Here is a 19,475-nt window from a genome sequence, read left to right as displayed (position 1 = left end):
CCGATGACCCAACCCAAGACCTTCGGACCCGAAACTCTCGCGCTCCACGCCGGCCAGTCCCCCGACCCCGCCTTTGGCGCCCGCGCAGCCCCCATCTACTTCACCACAAGCTACGTCTTCCCGGACACCGACCACGCCGCCGCGCTGTTCAACCTCGAGCGCCCCGGCCACGTCTATACGCGCATCTCCAACCCGACCAACGCGATGCTCGAGGAACGCATCGCCGCCCTCGAAGGTGGAGTCGGAGCAATCGCCGTCGCGAGCGGACAGGCCGCCCTGCATCTGGCAATCACCACCCTGATGGGCGCTGGCGGCCACATCGTCGCCTCGCACGCGCTGTACGGTGGCTCGCACAACCTGCTCGCCTACACCCTGCCGCGCTTCGGCATCACCACCACCTTCGTCGATCCGCACGACCCGGACGCCTGGCGCGCCGCCGTCCGCCCCGAGACACGCCTCTTCTTCGGCGAATCGCTCGGCAACCCCGGCCTGGACGTGCTCGACATCCCCACGGTCGCCGACATCGCGCACGCCTATCGGGTGCCGCTGCTGGTCGACGCGACCCTCGTCACCCCCTGCCTGCAGCGCCCGCTCGCCCTCGGCGCCGACCTCGTGCTGCACTCGGCGACCAAATTCCTCGGGGGCCATGGCGTCGCGGTCGGCGGCCTGCTCGTGGATGGCGGGCGCTTCGACTGGGAAGCCTCCGGCCTCTTCCCCACGCTCACCGAACCCTACGACGGCTTCCACGGCATGGATTTCGCCGAGGAATCCCCCATCGCCGCCTTCCTCCTGCGCGCACGGCGTGAAGGCCTGCGCGACTTCGGCGCCTGCCTGTCGCCGATGAACGCCTTCCAGATCCTGCAAGGCATGGAGACCCTGCCGCTGCGCATGCGTGCCCACGTCGCCAACGCGCGCCGGGTTGCCGAGCACCTCGCAGCCCATCCACTCGTCGCGCATGTCGCCTGGCCCGGCCTCGCCAGCCATCGCGACCACGCGCTTGCCGCCCGCCTGCTGCCCGACGGTGCGGGCTCTGTGCTGTCCTTCGAGCTCAAGGGCAGCCGCGCCGCCGGCCGCGCCTTCATCGAGGGCCTGCGGGTGTTCTCGCATCTGGCCAACGTCGGCGACGCCAAGTCCCTGGTCATCCACCCCGCGAGCACCACCCATTTCCGCATGTCCGCGCAGGATCTCGCCGCCGCGGGCATCGGAGAAGGCACCGTGCGCCTGTCGGTCGGGCTGGAGAGCGCCGACGACCTCATCGAAGACCTCGACCGCGGCCTCTACGCCGCCAGTCGCGTCGTGCAGGGCTAGACCCATGGAACTGAGCATCAACGACACGCCCGTCTACCTCTACACTGGCGGCCGCCCCTTCGACCGCCAACTGCCCGTCGTCGTCCTCATCCACGGCGCCGGCCACGACCACAGCGTGTGGAACTACCAGGCCCGCCAGCTCGCGCACCACGGCCTTGCCGTGCTTGCACCGGACCTCCCCGGTCACGGCCGCTCGCAGGGCAGCCCGCTGCCCACCATTGAGGCCCTTGCGGACTGGGTCGAGGCCCTGCTCGACGCGGCGGGCGTCGTCCACGCCGCCCTCGCCGGCCACAGCATGGGTTCGCTCGTCGCCCTCCAGGCCGCCGCGCAGGCTCCCGAACGCATCCGGAAACTCATCCTCATCGGCAGCGTCGCCCCGATGCCCGTCGCGCCACCGCTCCTCGGCGCCGCTGCAAACGCACGCGAGCTTGCGCACGGGATGATCAACCAGTGGTCCTACACCCCCGCCTCGCAACTCGGCGCGAGCCCCATTCCCGGCGTGTCCCTCACCGGTCTCAACCAGCGCCTCATGGAGCGCCAGCGCGAAGGCGTGCTCGCCAACGACCTCGCCGCCTGCAATGCCTACCAGGGCGGCCTTGAGGCCGCATCGCGCATCGCCGTGCCATGCGCGATGCTGTGCGGCGAACGCGACCAGATGACGCCCCGCAAGGCAGTCAAACCCCTGCAGGAAGCGCTCGCCAAGGTTCCCGGCGGCGCGCGTATGATAGTGATCAAAGGCGCCGGTCATGCGATGATGGCCGAAGCGCCCGATGCGGTCGGCGATGCCATGCGAGGCTTCCTCACCAGCGCATAACACAACAACAAGGAAGCCCCGTTCGCCGCCGCACGACAAGCCCCAACAGGAGAGAACCATGTCGCTGCAGAACGATACGGGTACGACAGCTGAAGAACCTGTCTTTCCGACCGTCCGCGAAGTCGATGCGGGCGCCCCCCTGCGCTGGATCGGGCGCGGGATAGGCGATTTCCGCGCATGTCCGATTCCCAGCCTCTTCTACGGCTTCTGCTTCGCGGCGATGGGCCTGCTCGTCACGATGGTGTTCGAGCACGCCTACGAATACACCGCCGCGATGACCTCAGGATTCCTGCTGCTCGGCCCCTTCCTCGCGATGGGCCTCTACGAGATCAGCCGCCGGCGTGAAGAAGGGCAGGCCTGCGCCCTGCTGCCGACGCTCACGGTGTGGCGGCGCAACGCCGGCAACATAGGCATCTTCGCGGTCGTCCTCGGCGTGGTGTTCCTCGTCTGGGCGCGTGCATCGCTGGTCATCTTCGCACTTTTCTATACCAACGAGCTGCCCAACCTCAGCGGCTTTCTCAACCAACTCGTGACGCTCGAAAACCTCGAGTTCCTGCTCGTGTATTTCTGCGTCGGCCTGCTGTTCGCCTGCATCGTGTTCGCTGCGAGCGTGATTTCCGTCCCGCTCATGCTCGACCGCAACCAGGACGCCATCTCCTCCATGCTCGCCAGCATCGGCGCCCTCGCTCGCAACCCCGGCGCCATGCTCGTCTGGGCCTCGCTCATAGTCATACTGACTATAATTGGCTTCCTCAGCTTCCATCTCGGACTGGTCGTATTGATGCCCATCGTCGGTCATGCCAGCTGGCACGCCTACCGCGACCTCGTCGCCCCCACCGGGGACGGCTCGCCCCCGACGGCAACACATTGAACACGCCCTATCGGAACATCGTCATGCACTCCGCCCAGGAACTCGTCGCCAACGTCACCACGCTCGCCACCCTGCCGAGCGTCTATCTGCGCATTCGCGACGAACTCGACGCCCCCGCCGGTTCGACGGCGAGCGTCGCCCACGCCATCAGCACCGACCCTGCAATCGCCTCCAGCCTGCTGCGCCTTGCGAACAGTGCCTTCTACGGCTACGGAGGAAGGATCGAAACGATCTCGCGCGCCGTCACTGTTCTCGGCATCCAGCAGGTGCATGACCTCGTGCTGGCCATCTCCGTGAGCGGCACGTTTACCCTCTTTGCGCCGCGCCACCTCGACATGCCGCGCTTCTGGCGCGGAAGCGTCATGCGCGGACTCGCTGCACGCGAGATCGGCCGCAGCCAGGGCATGATCGGGGTCGAGCGGCTGTTCGTCATCGGCCTGCTATCCGACATCGGTCACCTGGTGATGTACCAGACGATCCCTGAGCTCACGCGCGAAGCGCGCGTCGTCGCAGCCGGCAGCGGTGAATCACTGCACCTCGCGGAACGCCGCATCGTCGGTTGCGACCACGCCGAAGTCGGTGCTGCACTGATGGCGCACTGGCGCCTGCCGACGAGCTTCGTGGACATCATCGGCGCACAGACCACGCCGCGCCTAGGCGGCGACTACGTGTACGAGGCCGCGATGGTGCACGTCGCCGCGCGCATTGCCGAGGCGGACCAGGAAAACGAATCGAGCACCGCCGCCGCCGAGCGCATCGACCCCACGATCTGGGCCTTGCTCGAAATGGAGCCCGCCAACCTGCGCCGCATTCGCGAAAGCGCCGAACTCGACCTGGCGGGCTACACCGCCCTCTTCTTCCCGAACCTGGGCAACGAGCGCGCGCACGCCTGAGCCATCTCGCGCCAGTACTCCGACCGCGGCAACGCGAAGAGCGCACGGGCAAACGCAAGGGCCTCCCCGAGCGCCTCCTCGGCCGGCGCTGACAAAGCCTCGCCCAACTCGAAGCGGACCGCGTGCAGCCCCAGGATGAAGGCAGGGGGAGGCTCCGTCCCCTCGATGCGGCGGAACACGTCGAGCACCGCCGCAGGCGAAAGCGCGTGGGAAAAACTCGAGACAGCCCCTTTCCCCTCCGCCTCACAGAACTCGAACGGCGTCTCCAATGCGCAGGCGGCATCGACAAACAGCACCACATCGGCGCCGCACAATTCCAGCGCATGCTCGACCTGGAGTTGAAACTCCCGGACGACCCGCGTCCCTGCCGGCAAATCGGCTTCCAGCCGCTGCAACAAGAGCGGCCCTGCCGCATCGTCCCCGCGCGACTCGTTGCCGGTGACGAAGATCACCAGTCGGCCGGAATCAGTCACGCACCACCCGATCCACGACCTCGCCGCCCGCATCGGCCAGTTCAAGCACCAGCGGCATCTTGCCCAGTGCGTGCGTCGCACACGACAGGCACGGATCGTAAGCCCGGATCGCCACCTCGATATGATTGAGCAGGCCCTCGGTCAGCTTGCGCCCGTCGAGGTAACGGCGCGCGACTTCCCGCACCGCGGTGTTCATCGCCTGGTTGTTGTGCGTCGTCGACACGATCAGGTTGCACATCGTGACGAGGTCGTCGTCCCCGACCTGATAGTGGTGGATCAGCGTTCCGCGCGGCGCCTCGATGATCCCGACCCCCTCGTTCCCGCGCTCCCCGTCCGCCAGCAGCGCCCCCTCCAGCAGGTCGCCGTCGCCGAGCAGGTCGCGGATCACCTCCGCCGCATGCAGCATCTCGATCATCCGCGCCCAGTGGTAGGCCAGAGTCGCCCTGACCGGCTCCCCCCGCCCGTGATCGATGAACTCCCGGCGCTCGGCCTCGGCCAGCGGCGTCGGGATGAAGTCGCAGTTCTGCACCCGCGCGAGCGGCCCCACCTGGTACCACCCCTCGTCCGGCCCCAACTGCTGCAGGTACGGGAACTTCATGTAGCTCCACGGCTTGACCTGCTCCCGGATTAGACTCCGATACGACTGGTCCGGCACCTTGTCGATCAGGATCTTGCCGTCCGCATCGCGGAAGCGCAGCGCCCCGTGATACAGGTCCATCGCCCCGTCGCTCCGCACCAGGCTCATCACGTTGGCGCGAAAACACCCGAACGCGTCGTACAGGGCGGGATCGGCCCGATGCAGACGCTTCACCAGCTCAACCGCCGCGCGGCTCCACTCCACCATGTGGTCGATCTCTGCGCGCAGCGCGTCCCGGTCCTCCACCGCGAGGTGCCGGTTCATCCCTCCCGGCACCGAGCCCGTACCGTGGATGCGTTTGCCGGCGGTCGCACGTATCACCTCCTGCCCGAACTTGCGCAGCAGCACCCCCTGCCGCGCCACCTCCGGGTAGGCCGCGGCAACCCCGACGATATTGCGCTTGCCAACCTCGGACTCGAAGCCGAACAGCAAGTCCGGTGACGACAGGTGGAAGAAGTGCAGCGCGTGCGATTGCAGGATCTGCCCGTAATGCATCAGGCGCCGGAGCTTCTCGGCCGAGCGCGTGATCGGGATGCCCAGCACCCGGTCCATCGCCTTCGATGCCGCAAGGTGATGGCTGACGGGGCAGATCCCGCACAAGCGCTGCACCATCACCGGAACCTCCCAGTACGGGCGCCCCTGAATGAACACCTCAAAGCCGCGGAACTCCACGATATGGAGGCGCGCCTCGCGGACATGGTCGTCCTCGTCGAGCAGCAAGGTCACCTTGCCATGCCCTTCGACCCGCGACACCGGGTCGATCACCACCCGACGCAATTGCTCCCTGCCGGCAGCCGTTTCAAGCGACGAATCCATGCAATGCCTCAATCGAAACGTAACAAGGGATGTGGCAGACGCGGTGTGCGGCCGCCGATCAGGTCCGTCAGGAACTTCCAGATCGCGTCGCCCGACGGCGGACAACCCGGGATGAAGTAATCCACCCGCACCACCTCATGGATCGGGTGAACGCGGTCGAGCAGCAAGGGCAGTTCGGGATCATCCGGCACACCCCCCTCTTCCACGCCGTCGCGTTTCACATACACCTGCTGCAGGCAATCACCGAGATCGAGGTGATTGCGCTGCGCAGGCAGGCCACCATTGATCGCGCACGCACCGACCGCAACCAGTGTCTTGCAGTTGCGGCGGAACTCGCGCAGCACGTGCACATTCTCCGCGTTGCACACGCCCCCCTCTATCAGGCCGATGTCGCACGGCCCGCAATGCTTGATGTCGGTGAGCGGCGACCGATCGAACTCCACCACCTTGGCCAGCTCGAGCAGGCGCTCGTCCATGTCCAGGAAGGACATGTGACAGCCGAAACATCCCGCCAGCGAGGTCGTCGCAACACGCACGCGGGACAAACTCATGCTGTCGCTCATTCGCCCTTCTCCATCGCAACGCTGCTGATCGCGGCCTCGTCGTACTTGCGCTCGCCGATCGGCACGGCGAACCCCACCCGCTTGCGCAGGATCACGCCCACCGGGCAGATGTCCGCAGCCCTATCGCTGACCGCGAAATCCGTATCAGCCAGCCGCCCCGACTCCGCATTCACCACCAGATGCTTGCGGATGCCGCGACCGGTCAGCGCGAACACGCCCTTGTGATCCACGTCGCGCGACGCCCGTACGCACAGTTCGCAGAAGATGCAGCGATTGAAATCCAGCAGCACGTCCGGATGCGAGGCGTCGACCGGCCGGTCCGGATAGAAGTGCGCGAAGCGCGCGCTGCTCATGTCCAGCTCGTAGGCCAGCGCCTGCAGCTGGCAGTTGCCGCTCTTCTCGCACGACGGGCAGAAATGGTTGCCCTCGACGAACAGCATCTGCAGCAGTGCCCGCCGCTCGCCGTTGATCTCCGGCGTATTGCTCTCCACCTCCATCCCGTCCCGCGCCGGCAACGCGCAGGACGAAACGTGGCGCCCGCCGACTTTCACGACGCACAGCTTGCACGAGCCGTGCGGCGGAAAATCCGGGTGCCAGCACAGGTGCGGAATATAGTGGCCGGCCGCGCGTGCGGCCTCAAGGATCGTCTGGCCCTCCTCGAACGGCACCGGCCGCCCGTCGAACAGGAACTTCCCGCCCATCGCTACACCTCCTCCCGCCAATCCAGGTGCGCGCCCGGATCGTCGCGACCGGTCATGCGCCGCGCCGTTTCGAGCGCCGCATCGAGATCGAACGCCGGTTTGAAGTCGAGTGAAACGAGCCGCCGCTCGTAGGCCGGCCGGAACTTGACCAGCGTGTCGATCACCGGATTCGGCGCGCTTGACCCAAGCCCGCAGTGGCTCGCGTTCTTCAGCAGCCGGTCCAGCCACTCGATGTCGGCCAGATCCATCTTCGCCCCCTTACCGCTCGCGAGCTTGTCCATGTAGCCCTTGAGCAATGCCGTCCCGACACGGCACGGCGTGCAGAACCCGCAACTCTCGTGCGCGAAGAAATGCACGAAATTGCGCGCCATCTCGAACGGATCGCGGCGCCCGTCGAACACCATGAACGCACCGGCCGTCGGCACGTCCTCGAACGCGATACGCCGATGGAACTCGTGACCCGCAATCGTCACACCCGACGCGCCGCCCACCTGCACGACCTGCGGGTCGTGTGCCCCGCAATCCTCCAGCACATGCTCGATCGTCACGCCGAAGGGATACTCATACACCCCGGGATACGCGCAGTCCCCCGAAATCGAAAGGAGCTTCGTGCCGGTGGACTGCGGCGTCCCCGTCGCCGCGAAGGCCGTGCCGCCCTGCAGGGCGATTAGGGTGGTCTTCGCCAGCGTCTCGACGTTGTTCACCACCGTCGGGCGTCCGAGATAACCATGCGTGACCGGGAACGGCGGCCGGATCCGCGGCGTGCCGCGCTTGCCTTCGAGCGACTCGAGCAGGGCCGTCTCCTCACCGCACACGTAGGCCCCGGCGCCCAGATGGATGTCAATGTCGAAGTCGAATCCCGCTTCCCCGAGGATCCGCGCGCCAAGCAGTCCCGCCGCACGCCGCAGCGCCAGCACCGCCCGCAGGTGCTTCAGCAGGTAACGATACTCGCCCCGCAGATACAGCAAGCCCTGCCGCGCCCCGGTTGCCCAGGCCGCAAGGGTCATCCCTTCGAAGACCCGTTCAGCTTGGCTCGCCAACAGTACCCGATCCTTGAACGTGCCCGGCTCGCCCTCGTCCGCGTTGCACACCACCACCTTGTCGGCGCCCGGTGCATCGCGGCAGGCCATCCATTTCACCGCCGTGGTGAAGCCCGCTCCGCCGCGCCCGCGCAAGCCGGAAATGCGTATTTCCTCGAGCCATCCCTGCCGCCCGCGTGCCATCGCAACCTGCAATGCGGCTCCGGGAACGAAATCGTCACCGAGGAGCGCCCCGCGCCGGCGGATATTGTCATCGACGCAGAAATACTCCGCCGGCCACTCGGCCAGCGGTGTGCCGGCACGTACCAGCGATGCGATGCGCTCTACCCGCGCCTCGTCCAGCCTCGTCACGGCAACGCCGTTGACCAGCACCGCCGGCCCCTGATCCCCCATTCCCGTGCATGACGTCGCATCGACGCTCACCTCTCCGCCGGACGACACCTGTCCCGGCGAGACCTCCAACCGTCGACAGAGGCTTTCCATCAATCCCCGGCTGCCCAGCATCCGGTCGATGATATTGTCGGAAAAGAGGATGCGGTAATGGCCGACCGGCTCCGTGTATAGAAAGCTGTAGAACCCGGCGACACCTTCGACACGCGCCCGCGGCAACTCGAGCAGATCCGCAATGCGGGTCAGCGCCTCCGCAGGCAGATAGCCGATGCCGTCCTGGGTTTCGACAAGGATCTGAAGTAGTTGTGACGGTTCCCGCCGATGGCGCTCGACCGCCTGTGCTGCTATCCGCTCGGCATCTTGCATGGGCAAACTCCGGAGCTGCGCTATGCAATGATTCTACCAGCAAGCGTTGCTGCATCGCATCGTACGGAGCGAAGCAAATATTTTCGTCGCGCCCGAGCGACGAGCACCGCAGCCGGCGCAGCGATACCCCGCCGAAACCCTTGGCGGGCGCGACTTTCAGCGTCGCGGACCACCCAAATACACTACTAGATCTAGTGATTCAACAAAGCTTGACATACCGCATAAACCATTAACATCTTGTTTTTACGCATATTTATTTTTTTGCAAAATCAACTTTCGCGAGCTATTCTTCACCCCGAAATACACACCATCGAACGGACTCACACACGGACTCAAAAAGACCATGAGCACGACGATCAATTCGCAGGCCAAAGGCAAGGCAGACGCCTCCACGCTCGCCCCGCAGGAAATCGCGGGCGAAGTTCTCCTCGAAAAATATGCCAAGGACGACGAACAGACCGTCGCCGAAGTCCGCACGCGCGTGGCGCGTGCCCTCGCAGCCGTGGAAGCCGAGGAAAAGCGCGCCCACTGGGAAGCGAAGTTCCTCGAAGCCCAGGAAAAAGGCTTCGTCCCCGCAGGGCGCATCAACAGCGCCGCCGGCACCAAGCTGCAGGCAACCCTGATCAACTGCTTTGTCCAGCCGGTCGGCGATTCCGTGTCGGAAGCCGTCGACGACCGCCCCGGCATCTATACCGCGCTCGCCCAGGCCGCCGAGACCATGCGCCGCGGCGGTGGTGTCGGCTACGATTTTTCCAGCATCCGTCCGAAGGGCGCCCTCGTGAAGGGCACCCTCTCCAACGCCTCCGGCCCCGTGTCCTACATGCGCGTCTTCGACCGCTCGTGCGAGACGGTCGAGTCCGCAGGCGCACGCCGTGGCGCCCAGATGGGCGTGCTGCGCTGCGACCACCCGGACATCGAGGAGTTCATCCACGCCAAGGATCATGGCGACCTGACGAACTTCAACATCTCGGTCGGCGTCACTGACGCCTTCATGGAAGCCGTCGACACCGACACCGACGTGGAACTCACGCACAAGGCCGAACCGATCGACGAGCTGAAGGCCGAAGGCGCCTACCAGCGCGACGACGGCCTGTGGGTGTACCGCAAGCTCCGTGCACGCGAGCTGTGGGACCAAATCATGCGCTCGACGTACGACCATGCCGAGCCGGGCATCCTCTTCCTCGACCGCATGAATCAGGACAACAACCTGTACTACTGCGAAACCATCGAGGCGACCAACCCCTGCGCCGAACAGCCCCTGCCCCCCTACGGCTGCTGCGACCTCGGCTCGATCAACCTCACGCCCTTCGTGAAGAACCCCTTCACCGACAAGGCCGACTTCGACTATGCGGCCTTCGGCAAGATCGTCGACATCGCCATCCGCATGCTCGACAACGTGCTCGACGTCACGCACTGGCCGCTCGAGCAACAGGAGAACGAAGCCCAGTCCAAGCGCCGCGTCGGTCTCGGCTTCACCGGACTGGGCGACGCCCTGATCATGCTCGGCAAGCGCTATGACAGCACCGAGGCCCGTACCGTCGCCGCGAAGATCTCCGAATACATGCGCGACCGCGCCTACCTCGCCTCGGTCGAACTGGCCAGGGAACGCGGAGCCTTCCCGCTGTTCAATGCCGATCTCTACCTGTCCGGCGGCAACTTCGCCTCGCGCCTGCCTTCCGAAGTGAAGGACAAGATCCGCAAGCACGGTCTGCGCAATTCGCACCTGCTGTCGATCGCCCCGACCGGCACGATCTCGCTCGCCTTCGCGGACAACGCCTCGAACGGCATCGAACCGCCCTTCTCTTACACCTACACGCGCCGCAAGCGCATGGCGGACGGCACCTACAAGGAATACGCAGTCGAAGACTACGCGTGGCGCCTGTACAAGCACCTCGGCGGCAACGTCGCGAACCTGCCGCCCTACTTCGTCACCGCGCTCGAAATCTCGGCGCAGGCCCACAAAGACATGGTGGCCGCAGTCGCGCCATTCATCGACACCTCGATCTCCAAGACCGTAAACGTCCCCGAGGACTACCCCTACGCCGAGTTCGAGGACCTCTACCTCTCCGCCTGGAAGGCCGGCCTCAAGGGGCTCGCGACCTATCGCCCCAACTCCGTGCTGGGCTCGGTGCTCTCGGTAAGCCCGTCGTCCGAACAAAAGCAGCCGCAGGACGTCGAACTTTCCGGACCGAACAAGCGCCTGTCGATCAACAGCCTGCCCGCCCCCGTCCTCTCCAGCCTGCGCTGGCCCGGCCGCCCTGAGCTGCCGGATGGCAACATGGCCTGGACCTACATGCTCGGCACCCCGACCGGCGACTTCGCCCTCTTCGTCGGCCAGGTCGGCAACAACGGCGGCTCCTTCCCGTTCGAAGTGTGGGTCAACGGCGCAGACCAGCCGCGCGGCCTCGGCGCCGTCGCCAAGACCCTGTCGATGGACATGCGCGCGAACGACCGCGGCTGGCTCAAGCTCAAGCTCGAGACCCTGGCGCGCACGATCGGCGAAAAATCCTTCGAGATGCCCTTCCCGCCGCACGGCGAGAAGACCATGTTCCCCGGCGTAGTCTCCGCTTTTGCCCAGGTGGTCCGCTACCGTTGCGAGAAGCTCGGCGCCCTCGAGGTGAATGACACGCCGACACCGGTGCTCGACACCCTCTTCAGCCTGCAAGAGCCCAAGACCGGCACCGACGGCACGCTGTCCTGGACCGTCGATATCTCCAACCCGGCAACCGGCGAAGACTTCGTCCTCGGCCTGAAGGAAATCACGCTGCCCGACGGCGTGACCCGCCCCTACTCGGTTTGGCTGTCCGGCAACTATCCGCGCGCCCTCGACGGACTTACCCGCATCCTGTCGCTCGACATGCGCGTCATGGATCCGGCATGGGTCGGTATGAAGCTACGCAAGCTGCTCAACTACCCCGAACCGCTCGGCGACTTCATGGCCTTCGTCCCGGGTACTCGCCGCCAGCAGAACTACCCGAGCACCGTGGCCTACATGGCGCAACTCATCATCCACCGCTACGCCATGCTCGGTGTGCTTGACGAGCAAGGTTACCCGGTGCGCGAGATGGGCATTCTCGAAGCGCCGCGCGAGAACAGCGACCCGAAAGTCATGCAGGGCGGGCTGTGCAGCGAATGCGGCAACCACGCGGTGATCCGCAAGGACGGGTGCGACTTCTGCACCGCCTGCGGCGCGGTCGGCACCTGCGGTTGATCGATGACGGGGCGTCGATTCGGACGCCCCAACGCAAAACGCGAACCGGATGGTTCGCGTTTTTTTTGCGGGCCGCCTAACTGCCCCACCTTGCTTGCCTGCTCGCCTGCCTACCGACGGTCCGTGGTCAAACCCGGCAGGGTCGCCCCGGCGCGAACGGGCACTATGCGGGTCGCGCTGAAATTTCCAGCCCCAGTTCGGGCAGTGCGCGGAACAACGCCGTGATCGTCTTGGCGTCGGTAATCGCACCTTCCATCACCGCACGAACCGCTTCATCGGCCGAGAACGTCAGGATTTCGAGGAATTCGCCGTCGTCGAGTGCATCGCCCACGTGGGTGAGATCGCGGGCGAGGTACATCTCGATGCGCTCATCGGAATAGCCGATACAGGGATGCATCACCCCCAAGTACTGCCATTCGCCGGCCTCGTAGCCCGTCTCCTCACGCAACTCACGCCGGGCGCAGGCGAGCAGATCCTCCCCAGCATCGATCTTGCCGGCGGGCAACTCGAGAAAAGCACGACGCAGGGGATAACGGAACTGCCGTTCAAACAGCAGGCGACCATCAGGCAGGACAGCAACGACAACCACCGCACCCGGGTGGGTAATGTATTCGCGGACCGATACGCTGCCGTCTGGAAGCGCAACCCGGTCCCGACGGACCTTCAGCAGGACGCCGTCGTAGACCGGAAAGGATTCGAGCTCACTCTCCTCGAGCGGATCCCGCTCAGAGGGATGCAAGGAGCGCATAGGCGCAGAGCGACATCAGACCCTGGGGCAGCAGGCCGAGCACTGCGATCGCGAGACCATTCGCCGACAATAGGAACCGCACCTCGCCCTGGGCCCTGATGGGTGCGCTGTCGGTCGGCTCGTCGAAGTACATGACCTTCACGACGCGCAGATAGTAGAACGCGCCGATCACCGACATCATCACCGCCAAGACTGCCAGCCAGACGTGGCCCGCAGCGACGACAGCCTGCAGGACAGAAAGCTTTGCGAAGAAACCGATGAAGAACGGGATACCCGCCATCGAGAACATCACAATCATCATCAGCGCCGCGAACCAGGAGTTGCGCTTGTTCAGGCCCTTGAAGTCCTCGATGGTTTCCGCCTCGAAGCCGGCACGCGACAGCAGGATCACCATGCCGAACGATGCGAGACTCATGATGACGTAGGACACCGCATAGAACATCGCCGAGCTGTAGGCGTTAAGCGCGAAATTGCGGTCACCGTCGACCACCCCTGCGAGGAGACCGAGCAGCACGAAGCCCATGTGCGAGATACCGGAGTAGGCCAGCATTCGCTTGATGTTCGACTGGGCAATCGCAGCCAGGTTGCCGAGTACGATCGAAAGCACCGAGAGGAACATCAGCATCGTCTGCCACTGATCGGCCAGTTCGAACAAGCCGTAGACCAGTAGACGCATGGCCATCGCAAACGCAGCCAGCTTGGGCGCTGACGAAACCATCAGCGTCACGGCCGTCGGGGCGCCCTGATAGACGTCGGGCACCCACATGTGGAACGGGACCACTCCCAGCTTGAATGCGAGACCGGCGACGACGAATACCAGACCGAACACGAGTACCGTCTTGTTCGCAGCCTGATGATAGATCGACTGTGCAATGCCCGACAGCTCGAGGCTACCCGTGGCACCGTAAATCATCGACATGCCATAGAGCAGGAGACCTGAGGCCAGCGCACCGAGCACGAAGTACTTCATCGCCGCTTCGGTCGCACGCGCCGACTCGCGATCGAACGCAACCATCCCGTACAGGGACAGCGACATCATCTCCAAGCCCATGTACAGAGACAGCATGTGATTCGCACTGATCATCACCATCATGCCCAGGCTCATCAGGAGCGACAGCAGGTAGTACTCCGGCCGATCGATCTTGCGGTCGGCGAGGTAACCCCGCCCGTAAAGCAGCGCGACCGCAACCGCCAGCAGCGAAAACACCTTGAGCAGACCACCCAACATGTCGCCGATGAACATCCCGTTGAAGGTCGCGACCACCTCGTTCGCCGCATAGCCCTCCGCCAGGCTCATTAGCACCTCGGCGAGACGAACGCCGAACAACGGCACTTCGGAAATCACCGCCGCAACGGCTGCGAGAAGGTTGGGACTCACAAGCACGCTGACCAGCGCAGCAAATACAAGCGTAAGTTGTGTGAGCCCGTAGGCGAGATCGCTGGCCACGCGTCGTGCAAACGTGGAAGCCAGCATGATCACCAGCGCCATCACGGCAACGAGAATCTCTGCCGCTGCGGGGTAGAAGTCGGGAACGACGAAATTCATCTTCTGACCAGTCCGAAAAAGTGTCTTGCCCGCTCGCTCAGAGCTTGCTCACGGCAACATGCCGCAGGAGTTCATTAACCGACGCATGCATCACTTCCGTGAAGGGGAAGGGATACAAACCCATCGCCAGCACGCACAGCGCAAGAATGCCGAGAAACGCGAATTCGCGCCCGCCGATGTCCTCGAGTTCGGCGACATGGCTGTTGCCGACTACGCCAAAGACGACGCGCTTGTACATCCAGAGCGTATAGGCCGCACCCAGGATCAGCGTTATCGCGGCCCCGAACCCGACCCAGAAATTGAATTTCACGGCGCCGAGAATGACCATGAACTCGCCGATGAAACCACTGGTACCGGGAAGACCGGCGTTCGCCATCGCAAACAACATGAAGAACGCGGCGAACTTGGGCATCGTCTTCACGACACCGCCATAGTCGGCGATGTTGCGCGTATGCATGCGGTCGTAGAGCACCCCGATGCAAAGGAACATGGCGCCCGAAACGAAACCGTGCGAAATCATCTGCACCAGTGCCCCTTCAAGCCCCACGACATTGAACATGAAGAATCCCAGGGTCACGAAACCCATGTGCGAAATCGACGAATACGCAACCAGCTTCTTCATGTCCGTCTGAACCAGCGCGACGAAACCGATATAGATCACGGCGATCAGCGAGAGCGCGATCATCATTGGCGCCATGGCCTGCGAAGCGTCAGGGACGATCGGCAACGAGAACCGCAGAAAACCGTAGGCCCCCAGCTTCAGCGCGATCGCCGCCAGCACCACCGAGCCTCCGGTCGGCGCCTCGACGTGGGCGTCGGGCAGCCAGGTATGCACCGGCCACATCGGCACCTTGACTGCGAACGCGATCAGGAAGGCCCAGAAGATCAGCGTCTGCGCGGGCATCGCCAGCGGCAGCTTGTGCCAGTCGAGGATGCTGAAACTACCGCCGGCTTCCATGAAAAGGTAAAGCAGGGCGATCAGCATCAGCAGCGAACCGAGCAGCGTGTAGAGGAAGAACTTGATCGCGGCATAGACGCGGTTCGCTCCGCCCCAAATGCCGATGACCAGGTAAAGGGGAATCAGCGAGGCTTCAAAAAACACGTAGAACAGAATGCCGTCGAGCGCGGAGAAGATCCCGTTCATTAGCCCCGACATGATCAGGAACGCGGCCATGTACTGGGCGACTTTCTCCTGGATCACCTGCCAGCCCGCCATCACGACGATGATCGTGATGAACGAGTTCAGCAGCACGAACAGCACCGAAATGCCGTCCACCCCGAGGTGGTAGTTGATATTGAAGCGCGGAATCCACGGCAGGAACTCGCTGAACTGCATCGAACTGCTGCTTGCATCGAACTGAGTGAACAGCGGGATCGTCACCGCGAACCCGACCAATGCAACCAGCATGGAAAGGGACCGCGCCAGCGGCGCATTACGGTCCGAACCGGTTGCTAGCACGAGCAACCCACCCAGGATCGGTATCCAGATCGCTAGGCTGAGGAATGGCATACCCGTCATCGTTACTTTCCGTTCAATGCGCCGAAAACTGACGCGTGTTTATCGTTATTCACAGACCGGCCTTTTGGCTCAAACCAGGTTGAACCAGAAGGTGAGGAGAATGAAGACCCCGATGATCATTGCGAAGGCGTACTGGTACAGGTGACCCGTCTGGAACAGACGGCTGATCTGTGCGACCCAGCCCACCAGTCTCGCCGTGCCATTGACCGCCACGCCATCGATGATCCCCTGATCGCCCACCTTCCAGAGGCCCTTACCGATCAGTCGCGAACCTCCCGCAAACACGATCTCGTTGAAACGATCGAAGAAATACTTGTTCTCGAGCAACGCATGCACCGGGCGGAACGTACGCTGGATCGCGGCCGGGATGTCGGGACGAACCATGTAGAAGAACCATGCGAGCACGACGCCACTCATCGCCAGCCAGAACGGCGCGGTCTGCAGTCCGTGCAGAGCCATCGCAACCGGACCATGGAAGTGCTCCGCCAGCTCGGAAAGACCGACGTGGTTGCTGCCGACATGGATCACGCCCTTGAACCAGTCACCGAAGAGCATCGGCTCAATGGTGAAGAAGCCGATAACCACCGACGGCACCGCGAGCAGCACCAGCGGCAGCGTCACCACCCACGGAGACTCATGCGGCTTCTGGCCGGGTGCGAGACCGTGATGGTGATCCGCCGACACCTCTTCGTCGTCGTGGTCACCCTGGTGGTCGTGGTGATCATGGTTCTTGCCGAACCGCTCCTTGCCGTGGAAGACCAGGAAATACATGCGGAAGGAGTAGAACGCGGTCACGAAGACACCTGCCAGCACGCAGAACAGCGCATAGCCTGCCCCCGGGATGTGCGAAGCGTGCACCGCTTCGATGATCGAGTCCTTGGAGTAGAAACCCGCGAAGAACGGAAAACCGATCAGTGCCAGAGAACCGAGGAGCGAGGTGATCCACGTGATCGGCATGTACTTCCACAGGCCGCCCATGTTGCGCATGTCCTGATCGTGATGCATGCCGATGATCACCGAACCGGCGCCGAGGAACAGGAGCGCCTTGAAGAACGCGTGCGTCATCAGGTGGAACACAGCCGCCGAGTAGGCCGAGACACCCAGCGCAACGGTCATGTAGCCGAGCTGCGATAGGGTCGAGTACGCAACGACCCGCTTGACGTCGTTCTGCACGATGCCGAGGAAGCCCATGAAAAGAGCCGTCGTTGCACCGATGACGAGCACAAAGGACAACGCCACGTCCGAGAGTTCGAACAGCGGCGACATGCGCGCCACCATGAAGATGCCGGCCGTCACCATCGTGGCAGCGTGAATCAGCGCCGAGATCGGGGTCGGACCTTCCATCGAGTCGGGCAGCCAAACGTGCAGAGGAACCTGCGCCGACTTGCCCATTGCTCCGATGAACAGGCAGATGCAGATCGCAGTGATGAGCGGCCACCCGGTGACTGCCATCTCCTGCGCGGCCAGTTCGCTGCCCTTCGCGAACACCTCGGCATAGTTGAGGCTGCCGGCGTATGCGGCGATCAGGCCTATACCGAGAAGGAAACCGAAGTCACCGACGCGGTTCACCAGGAATGCCTTGAGGTTCGCGTAGATCGCGGTCGGACGCTCATACCAGAAGCCGATCAGCAGATACGACACCAGACCCACAGCTTCCCAGCCGAAGAACAGCTGGAGGAAGTTGTTCGACATCACCAGCATCAGCATCGAAAAGGTGAACAGCGAAATGTAGCTGAAGAAGCGCTGGTAGCCGGGATCATCGTGCATGTAGCCGATGGTGTAGATGTGCACCATGAGCGACACGAACGTGACCACGAGCATCATCATGACCGTGAGGGAGTCGATCAGGAAACCGACTTCGAAGGTCAGGTTCCCGCTCTTCATCCACGTGTAGACCGTGCCATTGAAAGTATTGCCGGCCTGAACATCCTGAAAGATCACTACCGAGGCGGCCAGCGCTACCGCAACACCGAGGATCGTCACGATATGCGCACCGGCACGGCCGATGGCCTTGCCGAACAGACCCGCCAGAATCGCCCCCACGAGAGGGGCTAGCGGTACCAGGAGATAGAGCTTTTGCATGTCCGTCATCGAGCCGCTTCCTTAACCCTTGAGGCTGTCCAGATCATCAACGTGGATCGTCCGCAGGTTGCGGAACAGCACGACCAGAATCGCGAGACCGATCGCAGACTCCGCCGCCGCCACGGTGAGGATGAAGAAAACAAAAATCTGTCCGGCCAGATCGCCCAGATAGTGCGAGAAGGCGACGAAGTTCAGATTCACCGCGAGCAGCATCAGCTCGATCGCCATCAGCAGCACGATTAGGTTCTTCCGGTTCAGGAAGATCCCGACCACGCTGATCGCGAACAGGATCGCGCCCAGAATCAGATAGTGGGAAAGCGAAAGCATCTATAACCCCTTGATTGCACCAGTTCCCGCGAAACTGCCGCAGTTCTTATTCTTTCTCGGCGGACATCGAAACGAGTTCGACGCGATCGCCACGCTTGACGGCCACCTGATCCGACGGATTCACCCGACGCAACCCCTTGCGCTTACGCAGGGTAAGCGACACGGCAACGACCATTGCCACCAGCAGCAGCAGCGAGGCAAGTTCGAACGGATACACGTAATCGGTGTACAGGAGGCGCCCCAGTTCGCGCGTATTGCTGTAACCGGCCTGCGCCGCGGGCGGCTCGGGCATCGCCTCGAGGCCGAAGTAGCGGCCGCCAAGCACCAGGGCCATTTCGACGACCAGCAGGATTCCAATCAGCGCGCCAACCGGCAGGTAGCTCCAGAAGCCCTCCCGCAACCGATCGAGGTTGATGTCGAGCATCATGACGACGAACAGGAAAAGCACCATGACCGCCCCGACGTACACCATGATAAGGACGATTGCGAGGAACTCCGCGGCCAACAGAAGCCAGATGCCGCCAGCGGTCACGAAGGAGAGCACGAGGAACAGTGCGGCATGCACCGGGTTCCGTGACGTGATCACCCGAAGCGCGGCGAACACCATGATCGCCGACAGGATGTAGAAAACGAGGGTCTTGAAATCCATGTCCTTTGCGGCGCCCGCAGGCGCCCTCCCTTAGCGGTACTTCGAGTCGGCTTCCCGGTCGGCGGCGATCTGAGCTTCGTGCCGATCGCCGACGGCGAGCAGCATCTGCTTCGTGTAATACAGGTCGCCCCTCTGCTCGCCGTGGTACTCGAGCACGCGCGTCTCGACGATCGCATCCACCGGACAGGCCTCTTCGCAGAAACCGCAGAAGATGCACTTCGTCAGATCGATGTCGTATCGCGTCGTGCGACGAGATCCGTCATCGCGCTGATCGGACTCGATGGTGATCGCCATTGCGGGGCAGATCGCCTCGCACAGCTTGCACGCAATGCAGCGCTCCTCACCGTTGGGGTAGCGACGCAGGGCATGCAGGCCGCGAAAACGCGGGCTTTGCGGAGTCTTCTCCTCCGGAAACTGCACCGTAATCTTGCGCGCGAACAGGTGACGCCCAGTAAGCGCCAATCCCTTGATCAGTTCCGTTAGGAACAGGCTACCGATGTAATCCTTCGCACCCATCATCA

General features: G+C 63.6%; 17 protein-coding genes. 5 read left to right on the top strand and 12 right to left on the bottom strand.

What is annotated here, in order from left to right; all coding sequences use genetic code 11:
* Nucleotides 1-3: 3 nt before the first annotated feature.
* Genes ToN1_RS18650 through ToN1_RS18635 form a run of 4 tightly spaced genes read left to right on the top strand, consistent with a single transcriptional unit; the run spans nucleotide 4 to nucleotide 3,886 of the window.
* Complete coding sequence (locus ToN1_RS18650) at nucleotides 4-1,308, top strand: O-acetylhomoserine aminocarboxypropyltransferase (RefSeq protein ID WP_169207714.1); 1,305 nt, start codon at nucleotides 4-6, stop codon at nucleotides 1,306-1,308.
* A gap of 4 nt (nucleotides 1,309-1,312) precedes the next feature.
* On the top strand, nucleotides 1,313-2,122 hold the full coding sequence (locus ToN1_RS18645; RefSeq protein ID WP_169207715.1) for an alpha/beta fold hydrolase: 810 nt from the start codon (nucleotides 1,313-1,315) through the stop codon (nucleotides 2,120-2,122).
* A gap of 58 nt (nucleotides 2,123-2,180) precedes the next feature.
* Nucleotides 2,181-2,993 (top strand): DUF2189 domain-containing protein, encoded by an 813-nt coding sequence (locus tag ToN1_RS18640; RefSeq protein ID WP_169207716.1) that lies wholly within the window; start codon nucleotides 2,181-2,183, stop codon nucleotides 2,991-2,993.
* 23 nt (nucleotides 2,994-3,016) lie between these two features.
* Entirely contained in the window at nucleotides 3,017-3,886 is an 870-nt protein-coding gene (locus tag ToN1_RS18635) for an HDOD domain-containing protein (RefSeq protein ID WP_169207717.1), read from the top strand.
* On the opposite strand, the gene ToN1_RS18630 is transcribed toward ToN1_RS18635, so the two are convergent.
* The 5 genes from ToN1_RS18630 to ToN1_RS18610 are packed head-to-tail and all read right to left on the bottom strand — an operon-like array spanning nucleotide 3,835 to nucleotide 8,872.
* Nucleotides 3,835-4,359 (bottom strand): hydrogenase maturation protease, encoded by a 525-nt coding sequence (locus ToN1_RS18630; protein WP_169207718.1) that lies wholly within the window; start codon nucleotides 4,357-4,359, stop codon nucleotides 3,835-3,837. The two genes, ToN1_RS18635 and ToN1_RS18630, sit on opposite strands and share 52 nt — an antisense overlap.
* Nucleotides 4,352-5,812, bottom strand: coding sequence for a Ni/Fe hydrogenase subunit alpha (locus tag ToN1_RS18625; protein ID WP_210147861.1), 1,461 nt, complete (start codon nucleotides 5,810-5,812; stop codon nucleotides 4,352-4,354). Before ToN1_RS18625 ends, ToN1_RS18630 begins: the two co-directional genes overlap by 8 nt.
* A gap of 8 nt (nucleotides 5,813-5,820) precedes the next feature.
* The gene (locus ToN1_RS18620; RefSeq protein WP_169206069.1) at nucleotides 5,821-6,375 is read right to left on the bottom strand and encodes an NADH-quinone oxidoreductase subunit B family protein; all 555 of its coding nucleotides are present in this window, start codon (nucleotides 6,373-6,375) and stop codon (nucleotides 5,821-5,823) included.
* Nucleotides 6,372-7,076 (bottom strand): 2Fe-2S iron-sulfur cluster-binding protein, encoded by a 705-nt coding sequence (locus ToN1_RS18615; protein ID WP_169206070.1) that lies wholly within the window; start codon nucleotides 7,074-7,076, stop codon nucleotides 6,372-6,374. The genes ToN1_RS18620 and ToN1_RS18615 overlap by 4 nt, the downstream gene beginning before the upstream one ends.
* A 2-nt stretch (nucleotides 7,077-7,078) precedes the next feature.
* Nucleotides 7,079-8,872, bottom strand: coding sequence for an NAD(P)H-dependent oxidoreductase subunit E (locus ToN1_RS18610; RefSeq protein WP_169206071.1), 1,794 nt, complete (start codon nucleotides 8,870-8,872; stop codon nucleotides 7,079-7,081).
* 343 nt (nucleotides 8,873-9,215) lie between these two features.
* Here ToN1_RS18610 and ToN1_RS18605 point away from each other — a divergent pair, with 343 nt between their 5' ends.
* The gene (locus ToN1_RS18605) at nucleotides 9,216-12,083 is read left to right on the top strand and encodes an adenosylcobalamin-dependent ribonucleoside-diphosphate reductase (protein WP_169206072.1); all 2,868 of its coding nucleotides are present in this window, start codon (nucleotides 9,216-9,218) and stop codon (nucleotides 12,081-12,083) included.
* Between the two features lie 163 nt (nucleotides 12,084-12,246).
* On the opposite strand, the gene ToN1_RS18600 is transcribed toward ToN1_RS18605, so the two are convergent.
* The 7 genes from ToN1_RS18600 to nuoI all read right to left on the bottom strand — a co-directional run bounded on the left by ToN1_RS18600 (nucleotide 12,247) and on the right by nuoI (nucleotide 19,470).
* A complete protein-coding gene (locus ToN1_RS18600) occupies nucleotides 12,247-12,831 on the bottom strand; it encodes an NUDIX domain-containing protein (RefSeq protein ID WP_210147860.1) in 585 nt (194 codons plus the stop codon).
* Nucleotides 12,809-14,377, bottom strand: coding sequence for an NADH-quinone oxidoreductase subunit NuoN (gene nuoN / locus ToN1_RS18595; protein WP_169206073.1), 1,569 nt, complete (start codon nucleotides 14,375-14,377; stop codon nucleotides 12,809-12,811). Before nuoN ends, ToN1_RS18600 begins: the two co-directional genes overlap by 23 nt.
* Before the next feature lie 37 nt (nucleotides 14,378-14,414).
* Nucleotides 14,415-15,896 carry an NADH-quinone oxidoreductase subunit M gene (locus ToN1_RS18590; RefSeq protein WP_169206074.1) on the bottom strand — a complete coding sequence of 494 codons (1,482 nt, stop codon included), beginning with the start codon at nucleotides 15,894-15,896 and terminating at the stop codon, nucleotides 14,415-14,417.
* 69 nt (nucleotides 15,897-15,965) lie between these two features.
* Nucleotides 15,966-17,987 (bottom strand): NADH-quinone oxidoreductase subunit L, encoded by a 2,022-nt coding sequence (gene nuoL, locus ToN1_RS18585; protein ID WP_169206075.1) that lies wholly within the window; start codon nucleotides 17,985-17,987, stop codon nucleotides 15,966-15,968.
* A gap of 12 nt (nucleotides 17,988-17,999) precedes the next feature.
* Nucleotides 18,000-18,305: an NADH-quinone oxidoreductase subunit NuoK gene (nuoK, locus tag ToN1_RS18580; RefSeq protein WP_018992227.1), complete on the bottom strand. Its 306-nt coding sequence runs from the start codon at nucleotides 18,303-18,305 to the stop codon at nucleotides 18,000-18,002.
* 46 nt (nucleotides 18,306-18,351) lie between these two features.
* Nucleotides 18,352-18,954 (bottom strand): NADH-quinone oxidoreductase subunit J, encoded by a 603-nt coding sequence (locus ToN1_RS18575; RefSeq protein ID WP_169206076.1) that lies wholly within the window; start codon nucleotides 18,952-18,954, stop codon nucleotides 18,352-18,354.
* 30 nt (nucleotides 18,955-18,984) lie between these two features.
* Entirely contained in the window at nucleotides 18,985-19,470 is a 486-nt protein-coding gene (nuoI, locus tag ToN1_RS18570; RefSeq protein WP_018992225.1) for an NADH-quinone oxidoreductase subunit NuoI, read from the bottom strand.
* Between the last annotated feature and the right edge of the window lie 5 nt (nucleotides 19,471-19,475).

The organism is Aromatoleum petrolei (assembly GCF_017894385.1).
GTDB classification, from domain to species: Bacteria; Pseudomonadota; Gammaproteobacteria; order Burkholderiales; family Rhodocyclaceae; genus Aromatoleum; species Aromatoleum petrolei.
The sequence above is the reverse complement of the archived record's forward strand: the minus strand, read 5'-3'. Positions and strand labels throughout refer to the sequence as shown.